This window comes from Mycobacterium sp. Root135, from assembly GCF_001426545.1.
Lineage (GTDB): Bacteria > Actinomycetota > Actinomycetes > Mycobacteriales > Mycobacteriaceae > Mycobacterium.
Genome location: NZ_LMEZ01000004.1, coordinates 139,283 through 152,208 on the forward strand (window position 1 = coordinate 139,283; position 12,926 = coordinate 152,208).

At 67.4% G+C, this 12,926-nt stretch carries 5 protein-coding genes; 3 read left to right on the top strand and 2 right to left on the bottom strand.

Annotated elements, in window-relative coordinates:
* The first annotated feature begins 10 nt into the window (after window positions 1-10).
* The gene (locus ASD37_RS08450) at window positions 11-5,464 is read left to right on the top strand and encodes a glutamate synthase-related protein (RefSeq protein ID WP_056550535.1); all 5,454 of its coding nucleotides are present in this window, start codon (window positions 11-13) and stop codon (window positions 5,462-5,464) included.
* Window positions 5,461-7,203, top strand: a complete 1,743-nt coding sequence (locus ASD37_RS08455) for a sulfite reductase subunit alpha (protein WP_056550536.1) — start codon at window positions 5,461-5,463, stop codon at window positions 7,201-7,203. Before ASD37_RS08450 ends, ASD37_RS08455 begins: the two co-directional genes overlap by 4 nt.
* Here the strand turns inward: ASD37_RS08455 and ASD37_RS08460 are convergent, their stop codons facing one another.
* The gene (locus tag ASD37_RS08460) at window positions 7,204-8,172 is read right to left on the bottom strand and encodes a YihY/virulence factor BrkB family protein (RefSeq protein WP_056550537.1); all 969 of its coding nucleotides are present in this window, start codon (window positions 8,170-8,172) and stop codon (window positions 7,204-7,206) included. It lies immediately after the preceding gene.
* A gap of 218 nt (window positions 8,173-8,390) precedes the next feature.
* Here ASD37_RS08460 and ASD37_RS08465 point away from each other — a divergent pair, with 218 nt between their 5' ends.
* Entirely contained in the window at window positions 8,391-11,498 is a 3,108-nt protein-coding gene (locus ASD37_RS08465; RefSeq protein WP_056550538.1) for a cytochrome P450, read from the top strand.
* 21 nt (window positions 11,499-11,519) lie between these two features.
* On the opposite strand, the gene ASD37_RS08470 is transcribed toward ASD37_RS08465, so the two are convergent.
* Entirely contained in the window at window positions 11,520-12,872 is a 1,353-nt protein-coding gene (locus ASD37_RS08470) for a sugar ABC transporter substrate-binding protein (RefSeq protein ID WP_056550539.1), read from the bottom strand.
* Window positions 12,873-12,926: the final 54 nt, after the last annotated feature.

The following is a 12,926-nucleotide window of genomic DNA, read 5'->3' on the forward strand; positions in this document are numbered from 1 at the left end:
GTGAGCCTCGGTGGTCGGACTGTATGACCCGGATCAGGAGAAGAGCAGCTGCGGCGTCGGCTTCCTGACGCGCAAGGACGGCCGCCAGACCCACGAGGTCATCCGCAAGCTGCACGAGGCGCTGTGCGCGGTCCCGCACCGCGGCGGCATGTCGTCGGAGGGCGTCGGTGACGGCGCTGGCGTCAACCTCGACCTCTCGCTGCGGTTCTTCCGCAGGGTGACCGGCCGCCCCGACCTCGACCTCGGTGTCTTCGGCGTCGGCAACTTCTTCCTGCCCAACGACCCGGCGTTCCACGCCGAGGCCGAGCAGGTCGTCCGACAAGCACTCGCCGATCGCGGTTTCGACATCCTCGTCGAACGCGAGGTGCCCGTGGACGACACAGCCATCAGGCCGGCCGCGGTCAAGTATCAGCTGCCCATCCGCCAGTGGGTCTTCGCCACGTCGAACGGCGGCCCGCTGTCGGACCGCAGCATCCACGACGCCCTGATGGCCATCGAAGAGGTCGCCTACACCCGCCCCGAACTTCAGGGCATGTACCCGCTGTCGCTGAGCGCCCGCACGCAGGTGCTCAAGGGGCGGCTGAACTCAGGCGAAGTGGTCCCCTACTTCAGCGATCTGTCGGACCCGTCGATGGAAGTGCACTCGATGTTCTTCCACACGCGGTTCTCCACCAACACCGCGCCGAATGCGACCATGGCCCAACCCTTTCGGTTGATGGCTCACAACGGCGAGCTCAACACCGACAAGAAGAACCGGCTCTCCGACAACGCCATCGCGCTGGCCCGCAACCGCGCGATCATCCGGCCGCACGGCCAGTCCGACAGCTGCCGGCTCGACCAGACGCTGCAGAACCGCGTCCTCGAGGACGATCTCGACCTCGTCACCGCCGTCGTCGCGATGATGCCGCCGGCGTGGGAGAACGACCCGACACTGTCCCCCGAAGTGCGGGCGATGCTGGAGTTCTTCAGCCTCTACGAGGAGAAGAACGACGGGCCCGCGGCGTTGATCTTCGGCGACGGTCGCTACATCGGCGCCCGGCTCGACCGACTTGGGTTGCGCCCCTTGCGAACCGTCGAGACCGCCGAGTATCTGGGCGTCATGTCGGAGGCCGGCCAGCTGTACTTCGAGCCCGACGAGGTGACCAAGCGCGGCCGGATCGAGGCCGGCGGCATGCTGTACTACGACCACTCCCGGCGGCGTTCGTTCACCACCGTCGAGGCGCTGGAAATGCTTGCAGCGCAACACGACTACCCGGCGATGGTGGCCGAGTCCCGCGTCAACCTCGACGAGTTGCCCGCCGTCCCGCCGGAAGGGCAGCTGTCCCCCGCCCGCTACAACGGCGACCTGAACCGCTATCAGCGGTACGTGGCGTACTCGTTGAACCAGGAGAGCTTCAAGTTCCTGATGGACCCGATGCTCGCCACCGGGCAGGAGAAGATTTCCGCGATGGGGTACGGCGCGGCGATCAACGCGCTGTCCAATCACGAAGGCGGCATTGCGCGGTACTTCTCGCAGCGGTTCGCCCAGGTGACCAACCCGCCGCTGGACAGCATCCGCGAGGCCGACGGGATGACGCTGCGGGTGGCGCTCGGCGCAAAGCCCAACAGCGGTGCGACGCCAGCGCCGCAGATCGTGATCAACTCGCCGATCCTCACCCATCTCGACATGCTGAAGATCCGCGACCAGAAGCAGACGCCGGTGCGGCGGTTCGGCAGTCGGTACCGCGTGGTGCTCGACGACGGGGCGGCCAACGCCGCCGCGCTGATCGCCGGAATCGACGAGCTATGCGACGAGGTCGAGGCCTTCGCCCGCGAATCCGGCGGCATCGCGGTCATGTCGGACCGCCACGTCACCAGCGAGCTCGCCGCGATGCCCATGACCATCGTGATCTCGGCGGTCAACCAGCGGCTCATCGAACAGGGCCTCCGCCGCCGGGTGTCGGTGATCGTGGAGAGCGGGCAGGTCTGCTCGTCGCATCACGTCGCGACGATCCTCGGATTCGGGGCGTCGGCGGTCTACTCACTCAGCGTGCAGATGCGCGCGGAGGAGAAGTTCGGTTCCGACGAGACTGCGATCACGACGGCGTTCAAGCGGTTCAAGAAGGCGGCCGAGAAGTCGCTGATGAAGACCATGGGTCGCGTCGGGCTGTGCACGGTGGAGAGCTACATCGGTGGCGAGTTCTTCGAACCCAGTTACCTCGACACCAACGGGCCGGTGCTGAACAAGTACTTCCCCAACGTCATCTCGGTCGTCGGCGGCGTCGGATTCCGCACGCTGTCCGACACCTCCGCCGAATGGCACGCCCGCGCAGTCGAAGTCGGCGACGAGAAGGACGTGCCGCTGCTCGGTCTGTTCAAGGAGCGGGCCGAGGGCGCCGGGCACTCCTACGGGACGACCGCGGTGCGTGGCTTCATCGACATGACGGAGGAAGCCATTTCCTTCGGCGACGAGGCCAGGCCCAAGAACGCGCAGATGGCCGATCCCCTGTTCCTCAGGACGCTGCCGCTGCACCAACTCGAGGGTGCGTTTGGTCTCGACGACGAGGCCTATCGCAACAACAGCTTCGACGAGATGACGCCGCGGGCGATCAACAGCTTCGACATCACGCCCGGCTACCGCAGCTTCGTGTTCGCGGTCAACGCCGAGCGGACGCGCCGCCCGGCTGCCCTTCGCGACGTGCTGGCGTTTCCGGCGGACGTCAACTTCGTGCACACGGCCGAGGAATTCCGTTCCGAGATGGGCCAGTTCGCGCAGTTCGGCAACAACTCCTATCTGGTGCGGGGGTTGACGCTGGTTCGGGTCGGCGACGAGTTCACGCTGCGGCTGACTCACTCGCCGGGGCGGCTGACTGCGCTGGCGGACTCGCTGGTGCACCGGTTCGGCGACGAGATCGTCGACCACGACGTGGTCGGTGACCGGTTGTGGCTGACCGCACGCGGCCGGGCACGGAAGTATCTGGGGCAGTTGCGGTCGGCGCCCGACTCGATCCCGCTGCCGTCCGTGCAACCGGCCGACGAGATCGCCGCGACGCTGACCTCGGGTGCGATGAGCCACGGCGCGCTGGTGGCGCCGGCCCACGAGGCCGTCGCGCACGGCACCAACATGGTCGGTGGCCTGTCGAACTGCGGCGAGGGCGGCGAGCACCTCACCCGCTACGGCACCATTCGCGGCTCCCGCATCAAGCAGTTCGCCTCCGGCAGGTTCGGGGTGTGGGCCGGCTACCTCGCCGATCCGATGCTGCGTGAGCTTGAGATCAAGATCGGTCAAGGCGCCAAACCTGGTGAGGGCGGCCAGCTTCCGGCACCCAAGGTCACGGTGCAGATCGCGGCGGCCCGCGGCGGCACCCCCGGCGTCGAGCTCGTCTCACCGCCACCGCATCACGACACCTACTCGATCGAGGACCTGGCGCAGCTCATCCACGACTGCAAGGCCGCGAGGGTCCGCGTCATCGTCAAGCTGGTCTCCAGTGAAGGCATCGGCATCATCGCCGCTGGCGTCGCCAAGGCGGGTGCCGACGTCATCAACGTCGCGGGCAACACCGGCGGCACCGGCGCCGCGGCGGTCACGTCGTTGAAGTACGCGGGCCGCTCCGCCGAGATCGGTGTCGCCGAGGTTCATCAGGCGCTGGTGGCCAACGGGATTCGGCAGAAGGTGGTGCTGCGGGCGTCCGGCGCACACCAGACCGCAAGCGACGTCGTGAAGTCCGCTCTGCTGGGGGCCGACAGCTACGAGTTCGGCACCACCGCGCTGATGATGCTCAAGTGCGTGATGGCCAAGAACTGCAACATCAAGTGCCCGGCCGGGTTGACCACCAACGCCGAGGCGTTCGAGGGCGATCCGCGCGCGCTGGCCCAGTACCTGTTGAACATTTCCCACGAGGTGCGGGAGATCCTGGCAACGCTCGGGCTGCCGTCGCTCCGACATGCCCGTGGGCGCAGCGATCTGCTGCACCTGCTGGATCACCCCTCCAGCATCGGCCAGCTGGACCTGCGGGCCATGCTCGCGTCCGCGCACGGCTTCGTGCCCGAGGACCCGATCTACCTGGAGAAGGACTACGCGGTCGACGACGCGCTGTTGGCTCAGCTGAACCTGGACGGCGTCGTCACCGACCCGGTGGCACTTGGCAACATGAACAAGAGCGTCGGCGGCCAGTTGGCGATCGACATCGAGCGGATGCTGAATCACCCTGGACCGGACGGGATTGCGGACGGTCTCGCCGTGGCGACCGACGACCGCGGTCGGCGCTACCTGCTGCCGGACAGCGTCGTCATCACCACGACGGGGTCGGCGGGCCAGAGCTACGGCGTGTTCTGCAACGACGGAATGACGTTGACGCACAAGGGCACCTGCAACGACGGCGTCGGAAAGAGCCAGTGCGGCGGCACCATCGCCGTGCGCTCCCCCGGCGGTGGCTCAGCGCATCCCGGCGGCAACGTGCTGATCGGCAACTTCGCGCTGTTCGGCGCGTCGGGCGGGCGGCTGTTCGTCGAGGGTGAGGCGGGCGACCGGTTCGCGGTGCGCAACTCGGGTGCGACCGCGGTGGTCGAGGGCGTCGGCGAGTTCCTGTGCGAGTACATGACCAACGGCGCGGTGTTCAACATCGGCGGCTTCGGAAAGGGCGTCGCCAACGGGATGAGCGGCGGCTTCCTCTACCAGTACGACCCGGCAGGCGATCTGCCGTCGAAGGTGAGCGCCGATTCGGTGAAGCTGGGGTCGATCACCGACGCGCCGTTCCACGAGGTGGCCGCCCGCACGCTGCTGGAGTGGCACGTGGCGGCCACCGGCTCGGTGAAGGCCACCGACCTGCTGGCGGACTGGGAGACCACTCGCACGCACGTGGTGTACGCGATGCCGCGGGCACTGTTGCAGTACCAGGACGCCGACGCGATCCTGTCGTCCAAGACCCGCAAGGAGCTGCTCGACGAGTTGGCCACTGCACTGGCGGGCCATCAGGTCGCGAAGTTCAAGCGGTCCTACCGTGCCGACGAGTACGTGCTCGGAGGCGCGGTGCCCGGTTACGGCGTCACAGACACCGAGGACATGTATGCGCTGCTCAACACGTACACGGTGCTGAACATGGCTCAGCAACTGGCACTTTCACGCCTGCCGGGTGTCACCGACGTCACCGACGCACGCGTCGGCAAGGCGGTGCGCAACCTGGTGCTGACCGAGGACTTCTACCTCATCCAGAAGCTGCAGAAGTACGCCCGCGACGCCGTCGACGGTTTCACCGACGAGAACCTCGCGGTGTTCGTCGCGAACAAGCGGATCACCGACTACAAGGCGGCCCTGACCCAGCGCAACGTGCTGTCGACGGACAGCCCCGGCACGTACGGGTGGATCCTGCATCAGGACAGCAAGAACGTCGAACGGATCGGCAGGTTGCCGTCGTTCGAGGAGTTGTTTGCCGCACAGTCGATCCCAGACGTCGCGGCGTCGTTCGAGTCGTTGGAGAGCGCATGACGAAGATCGCCTACATCCCGCAGGACGCGCCGTTCAACGAGGATCAGCGCGCGTGGATCTCGGGCTTCCTGGCCGGGCTGCACTCGCGGCTGGCGATGAGCGTCAACGCGCCGCCTCCCGCCGTCGCCGACCAGGTTGAGCCGGGGCCGTCGCTGCGGATTCTCTACGGGACGCAGACTGGCAACGCCGAGGGTGTCGCCAACGATGCTGCCGCGTCGGCGAAGTCGCAGGGGTTCGACGTGACGGTCAGCGGGCTCGACGAGATCGAGCTGGAAGAGTTCGCGGGCCTGAAGTACGTGCTGATCGTGACGTCGACCTACGGCGAGGGCGAGATGCCCGACAACGCCGAGTTGTTCTGGGAGGCACTGGCAGCCGACGTCGCGCCACGGATGGAGGGCGTGTCGTTCGGAGTGCTGGCCCTCGGCGACACCGGGTACGACGGATTCTGTCAGGCGGGCAAGCTGTTCGACATGCGCCTCGAGCAGCTGGGGGCGACGCGGGTGTTGCAGCGGGTGGACTGCGACGTCGACTACGAGACCGATGCCGCGGCGTGGATTCAGCATGCGCTGACCGCTTTAGTGCCGACCTCGGGTGCGACGGGGATGCCGAGCACGCCTGCGCCGAGTGCGGTCGCCCGGTCGGGGTGGACGCGCAAGAACCCGTTCACCGCGGAGGTCGCCACCAACCGGCTGCTGTCGGGGCCGGGTTCGGACAAGGAGATCCGGCACGTCGAATTCGCGTTGGCGGACAGCGGAATCGAGTACGAGACCGGCGACGCGTTGGCCGTCATCCCGGAGAACGACCCGGAACTGGTGGACGCGATCGTCGAGCACTTCCGGATGTCGGTCGGCACGCTCGTCGACGGCGAACCTCTCGGGAAGCTGTTGAGCCAGAAGTACGAGATCAGTGCGCCGTCGAAGGATCTGCTTGGCGAGGTCGAGAACCGCGCCGACAACGAGGAGCTGTCGTACGTGCTGCGCGGCGGCGTGAAGGACACGCTGGACCGCTGGCTGTACGGCAAGGACGTGCTCGACATACTGCGGATCGCCGGTGACGACCTCAGTGTCGAGGAATTCCTCGGCTTGCTGAAACCGCTTCAGCACCGGGCGTATTCGATCTCCTCGAGCGCGCTGGCGCATCCAGATCGAATCCACCTCACGGTCGCGGCCGTGCGGTACCAGTCCAACGGCCGTGAGCGCGGTGGCGTCTGCTCGACCTTCCTGGCCGATCGCGGAGCCAAGGCGAAGATCTTCCTGCAGCCCAACAAGTCCTTCCGGGTGCCCGCCGACGACGACGTGCCGATGGTGATGGTCGGCCCCGGCACGGGCGTGGCGCCGTTCCGGGCGTTCCTGCAGGAGCGTGCCCTGCGAGGGGCCAAGGGCCGGAACTGGTTGTTCTTCGGCGATCAGCACCGCGCGCACGACTTCGCGTACTCCGACGAGATCACCGGTTGGCAGGAGTCGGGACTGCTGAATCGGTTGGAGCTGGCGTTCTCTCGCGATCAGCCGGAGAAGATCTACGTGCAGACCCGGATGCTGGAGCACGGCCGCGAGTTGTTCGCCTGGCTCGAAGAGGGCGGGCACTTCTACGTGTGCGGTGACGCGACGCGGATGGCCAAGGACGTCGACCACGCGCTGCACACCGTCGTCTCCGCGCACGGCGGGATGGACGACGACGCGGCCACGGACTACGTCAACTCGTTGAAGCGGGAGAAGCGCTACGTGCGCGACGTGTACTGATTACCGTTCCTCGTCCGCGTCCTCCTCGTATCTGACGCGGATCGTTTCGAAGCCCTTGGCCTGCTCGGCCCTCGCCTTCCGCGCGTAGATCCTGCGGTCCGCCGGGGTCAGCTCGACGTCGTCGGTGAACACCGTCAACAATGCGCGCGGGTACAGCCGGTCCACTCGGACGACGTTGATCTGCGCGCACATGACCAGCGTCACCGAGATGAGGAACAGGAACGCCAACAGCCCCAACACGACGGCGAACACGGCGTTGATCGCACTGGCGGACGTCACCGTGCGGGTGACGTAGGCCGCTCCGAACCACTGCAGCAGCTGCCACACCACGGCGGCCACGGCGGCACCCGGAAGTAGTTGTCGGACAGTCAGTTTGCGCGTGGTGGTGACCCGGAACGCGATGAGGCAGATCGCGGCGTTGATGACCACCGCCGCCACCACGCACCCCGCCTTGCCCCACCATCCGAGGAACTCCGCCGACCGGCCGATCGCCGCGAGCGCCGTCGTGGCGATCGCCGCCGAACCGAGGACGAGCAGCAGCACGAGACTGCGGACACGGCCGCGGATCGGGTCGGGACGGCGGTGCTTCGGCACGGCCCACACGGTGTCCATCGCGTTCTGCACGGCCACCCCGACGCCAAGCCCGCCGTAGAGGGCACCCGCGATGCCGACGACCACCGCGACCGTGCCACCGGACAGCTGCTGCGGCTGCCCGAGTTGCTGACCGATCACCGGGAACTGACTGACGGCCGTCTCGAGCACCTGCTGCTGCAGCTCGGGGTGGCCCGCCAGGACCACGCCGAGCGTGGTGGTCAGCAACAGCAGCAGGGGGAACAGCGACACGAAGGCGTAGTAAGTGATCAGCGCGGCGAGGTAGCCACCCTGGTCGTCGACGTACTTGTAGACGACGCCGATGACGAACCCCGCTGCCCGGCTGCGCTGCTGCAACCCGTCCAGCCACTGGACCATGGCGGACCCCGTCTCTCGCTGCCGTCGTGTGCAGGCGGGAGTACCCCCTTCCGACGCATTTCAGCACTGCGAATCGCGGACCCGCTTTCCCTGCCGTCGCGCCGACGAACTCCGGCTCCCCACGACGGTTGTTCACCAGGCTTTCCAGGCGGGGCTCGCGCACCGCAATTAGTGACGTTGTCGTCAAATCGGCGGGCCGGCCCGCTTATGCTGCGCCAATGCCCGAGTTCGCGCCGTCCCCTCCCCCGATGCTGGCCGACGTCCCGACCGCGTCCCTGCCCACCGCGGAACTGACAGGCCGCCCCTATGCCCTGCCCATCGACGTGCTCGCCGAGACGTACGGCCCGCTCTTCTATGGGGACTGGAGCGGCGGCCGCAAGCTCTACGCGTGCTCCGGAGAACTCGTCGAGGAGCTGTGCGACGAGAGCCGGTTCGCCAAGAACTTGACGGCGTCGCTGGCGCGGGTCCGGCCGCTGGCCGGGGACGGTTTGTTCACCGCCTTCCACGGCGAGCCCAATTGGCAGACGGCACACGACGTTCTGATGCCCGGTTTCAGCTACTCCGGGCTGCGCAATTACCACGACGCGATGTTGGCGATCAACCAGCAGCTGGTCGCGCGGTGGGACGCGCGCGTCGGGGTGGGGCCGGTCGACGTGTCCGGCGATCTGCAGAAGCTGGCCATGGACACCGTCGGGTTGGCGGGATTCGGGGCGCAGTTCGAGTCGTACGACTACGACGGCCTGGCACCCATTCCGCAGAGCTTCACCAACGCGCTGACCGAGGTCTTCACCAACGGCGAGTCCCCGGCGTTCGAGGCGGAGCTGGCCACCCTGCACGGGTACTTCGACGAGCTGATCGCCGGACACTCCGGCGGGGGTACCGGCGATCTGCTGTACGTGATGCTCGGCGCCGATGGAGCCCTGTCCGACGACAACATCCGCAACCAGATCATGACGTTCCTGATCGCCGGGCAGCTGACGACGTCGGAGCTCATGCCGAACGCCGTCTACAACCTGGTGCACCACCCCGCCGTACTGGCCCGCGTGCAGGCCGAGGTCGACGCCGTCTTCGGTACCGACGACGACTACCTGCCGACGTACGACGACATCGGCAAGCTCGCCTACCTGCGTCAGGTGATCAGCGAGACGCTGCGCCTGTCGCCACCGGTGCTGAACTTCGATCGGATGGCGTTGGCGGACACGGTGATCGGCGGCGTCTATCCGGTCAAGGCGGGCGAGGCCGTCACGATCCTGACCGGCGCGCTGCACCGGCAGCCGGAGTGGGGCGACAACCCCGAGCTGTTCGACCCGTCCCGGTTCGAATCCGATGTCGCCGAGGGCCGGTCGACGGCGCTGTTCAAGCCGTTCGGCACCGGGGAGCGGTCGTGCATCGGGCGGCAGTTCGCGTTGCACGAGGCGGCGATGCTGCTCGCGCGGCTGGTGCACCGCTACCGGCTGATCGACTCGCAGCACTACGTGTTGCAGTGGGAGGGGATGAGCCGACGTCCCGTCGAGTTCTCCGTGGAGCTGGTGCGGCGAACGTCGGAGGAGCGGGTGGTGGTGGCGACTGCTCCTGCCACGGCGGTCGCCACGTCGGCGTCGGCGCCAGTTCGGGCGGGGACGACGCTGGCGGTGCTGCACGGCTCGAATCTCGGCACCTGCCGGGCACTGGCCAAGCAGCTCGCCGAGGAGGCGACCGACATCGGTTGCGTCGCAACGGTAGCGGCATTGAACACGGCGGTGGGCGGGTTACCCAAGGCCGATGCGGTGCTGATCGTCGCGTCGTCGTACAACGGTCAGCCGACGGATGACGCGCGGGAGTTCTACTCGTGGTTGCAGTCCGATGATGCCGTCCTCCCGAATGAGCCGCTGTTCGCGGTGCTGGGCGTCGGCGATCACAACTGGGCGGACACGTACCAGGCCGTGCCCAAGATCTACGACGAGCGGCTGACGGCGCTCGGTGGACGGCAGCTGATGCCGAGGGCGGCGGCGGACACGTCGGGTGACCTGACGGGGACGCTCGAGGAGTTCGAGACGGCGTTGTGGTCGGCGTTGGCGGAACACTACGGCGATCCGGATGCCGTATCGCTGACCACGAACGACGAGCCGCTGTACGACCTGCGCTTAATCGGGGGCCCGCTGACGGCGGCGATCGACGAGCGGTTCGCGGTGCAGCCGATGACGGTCACGCTGAACGACGAGTTGGTGAACGTGCCGGGTCAGGCGAAACACTATGTCCGGGTGGCGCTTCCCGCGGACGTGTCGTATTCGACGGGTGACCATCTGACGGTGCTGGCCGACAATCCGCCCGAGGTGGTGGACACGGTGCTGGAGCTGCTGCAGATCGACCCGAAGCTGCGGCTGTCGATCAATCCGCGGCGCACGTCGCGACGGCTGATCGCGCTGGACCGCGAGGTGAGCGTGCGCGAGTTGCTGACGCACTTCGTCGAGTTGCGGAAGCCGGCGACGCGCAGCCAACTGAAGAAGATGGCGGCGGTCAACCCTTGCGAGCCGGAACGGAAGGCGCTCGAGGCGTTGGCCGACTCGGACGATCCGTGTGCGCTGAGCCCGCTGGAGTGCCTGGCGCAGTTCACGGCGTGCGCACTGACCGGTGCCGAACTGCTGGAGTTACTGGAACCGATGACGCCACGGCACTATTCGATCGCGTCGTCGTCGAAGTTGTCGGCGCACGAGGTGGCGCTGATCGTCAGCGTGCTCGACACTCCGGCGCGGTCGGGCTACGGGCTGTTCAAGGGGGTGGCGTCGAATCATCTGGCGGGGGTCACGCCCGGTACACGGATCCGGGCGAGGATCGACCCGGCGCGGCAGGCGTTCCGGGCGGGCGCGGAGCCGAACCGCAACGTGATCCTGGTGAGTGCTGGCACGGGCGTCGCACCGTTCTGCGGCTTCCTCGGTGACAGGTTGGCGGCAAAGCAGGCGAGCGAACCGTTCTCACCGGCGTTGTGCTTCTTCGGCGTTCGCGATCCGGACGTGGACTACATCTTCCGCGAGGCGTTCGAGGAGGGCGAGCGGCAGGGCATCGTGCGGATGCGTCCGGCGTTCTCGCGGGCTCCCGTGGACGGGGTCAAGTACGTGCAGGATCGGATCGCCGCCGATGCGGACGACGTCTGGGAGTTGCTGGGCGATCCGGCGAAGAACACCCACGTGTTCATCTGTGGTGACGGGGGTCGGATGGCGCCGGCGGTGCGGGCGGCGTTCCGAGCCATCTACAGCGCACGTACGGGTGCAGATGACGCGGCGGCGAAGGAATGGCTCGAGGGGTTGGTGGCGTCCGACCACTACGTGGAGGACGTATGGGCGGGATGAGGCGGCAATCGAACTCGACGATTAGGCCAGGGCCTTGTCCCACTGATTCTGGGAGTTCTCCAGCGACTGCTGGACCGTCTGGGTGCCGTTGACGGCCAAGGCAAGCTGGTCGACCAAGCCCTGCAACAACTGGGGCGCGCCGGCCTCCTTGGGCCACACCAGCGGGTCGCCGTTGAGACCCTGGCGGATGGGGCCGATGGCCTTGGTCACCACCTTGGCGTAGCCGTCGGAGTCGAGCACCTCGCCGCGGATGGGGTCGATGCCGGCGCCTGCGGTCGAGGAGATGACCAGGTTCTGCGGCGCGGCGGTGGCCCAGGCGATGAAGGCCGACGCGGCGTCCTGATTCTTGGTGGCGGTGGAGATGCCGAGCCCGAAGCCGGCGTCGAGCGCGGTGCGCGGGGTCTTGTTGCTTCCGCCCACCGGCAGTGAGAGCGCGCCCCACTTGCCGGCGATCTTGGACGCCGTCGGATCCTCGGCGCGCAGGGCCATGTCGGTCCAGGTGTCTAGCATCGCCCCCTGCCCGGTGAGGAAGGCGGTGTTGGCCTGGTCGAAGCCGATCTGCAGCGGGGTGGGCAACGCGACGGGGTTGACCTTGACGAGGTGGGTCAGCGCGGCGACCGAGGCGTCGGAGGTGAGCTCCGGCTTTCCCTTGGCGTCCAACAGGTTTCCGCCGTAGCCGGTGAGCCGGTTGATGTAGGAGCAGCCGAGGATCATCGGGACCTGCTGGCCGGAGACGATGGCACCGTAGGCGGCGCCTTTCGCGTCGGTGGTGATCTTGGCGGCGGCGTCGTCGTACTCGTCCCAGGTGGTCGGCGGGGTCACCTTGTACCGGTCGAAGAGTTCGGTGTTGTAGAAGAGGATGTGGACGTCGCCGTCGTAGGGCAGGCCGTAGCGCTTGCCGTCGAGCAGCGTGTACGGGTCGTAGATGGACTTCAGATAGCAGCTGGTGCCGATCTTGTCGCCGTTGGCGTCGATCCACCCGGTGAGGTCGGTGAGCGCGCCGGCGTCGACGAGATCGCCGAGGCCGAAGTAGAAGTAGTCGAAGACGTCGAATTCACCGGTGCCACTTTGCACGTCGAGGATCTGCTTGCTGGTCAGCTGGTCATACGGCGCGGCGGTGACCTCGAGCGTGCCGCCAGTCGCGTCCTTCCACTTGGGCGCGAGGACGTCGCGGAAGGACGTCACGTGCGGCTGGTTGACCAGCAACTTGAGGGTGACGCCGTCGAAGCGTCCGCCCGTCGGGGCGGTGGTGGACAGGGCCGCGGTGCTGCCCTCGGAGCCGCACGCGGCGAGAGCTGGCGCGAATGCCAGTGCTCCGCCGGCGAGTCCGAGTAGTTGGAGCGCGCGGCGGCGGTTGAGGTTGGCGGTGGTCACGTGGGAGGACGGTAAGGGAGAGAACGGTGTTCAGACGATGGTTTGACTCGTGGT